Below are 592 nucleotides of genomic sequence, written 5' to 3' on the forward strand. Positions count from 1 at the left end.
TGCGCTTTCTAGTCTTTGTATTTGCTCGAAGTGCGGTGATATTTACAGGCGAGTCGCTTGGAATAATCGTGGAGAGCGTTTGGTGGTATGGCGTTGCTGCACAAGGGTTGAGCATGGGCCAAAAAGCTGTGATGCAGCTACTATACCAGAGGAAGAACTACAAAAAGCAGTTGTTAAAGCCATGAATGAGGTTTTGAAAACCTCTGATGATACTGAAAAAATTCTAATAAAGAATATTGAGAAAGTAGTTGCTGGCAGTAACGATGAAGAAATAGAAGCCATAAATAGAGTAATTGCGGTAAAACAAAAGGAACTCCTTGCACAGGTAAGAGCGAAGAAAGATTATACGGATATCGCTAATGAAGTTGAGACACTAAAGAGTGAAAAACATAAGATGCTTGTTCAAAAGGCTCTTGATGAAGATGCCAAAAGACGCATCAAGGATATGAAAGAGTTTCTTAGAAGTCAAAGCAAGGATATTAAAGAATATGATGAAGAACTTGTTAGAAAATACATCAAGCAAATAAAAATATATGATGATATGTTTGAAATAACCTTTAAATCTGGAATAGAAATAAATATTGAGAGAATA

The 592-nt window shown here is 36.0% G+C and carries 2 pseudogenes; both read left to right on the forward strand.

From position 1 onward, the window contains the following. Window positions 1-40 precede the first annotated feature (40 nt). Window positions 41-124: pseudogene (locus HMPREF2852_RS10085) on the forward strand (hypothetical protein); the annotation flags it as partial. 57 nt (window positions 125-181) lie between these two features. Further along, a pseudogene (locus HMPREF2852_RS05970) lies at window positions 182-592 on the forward strand (recombinase family protein); the annotation flags it as partial.

It is taken from the genome of Anaerococcus sp. HMSC065G05, from assembly GCF_001812365.1.
GTDB classification, from domain to species: domain Bacteria; phylum Bacillota; class Clostridia; order Tissierellales; family Peptoniphilaceae; genus Anaerococcus; species Anaerococcus vaginalis.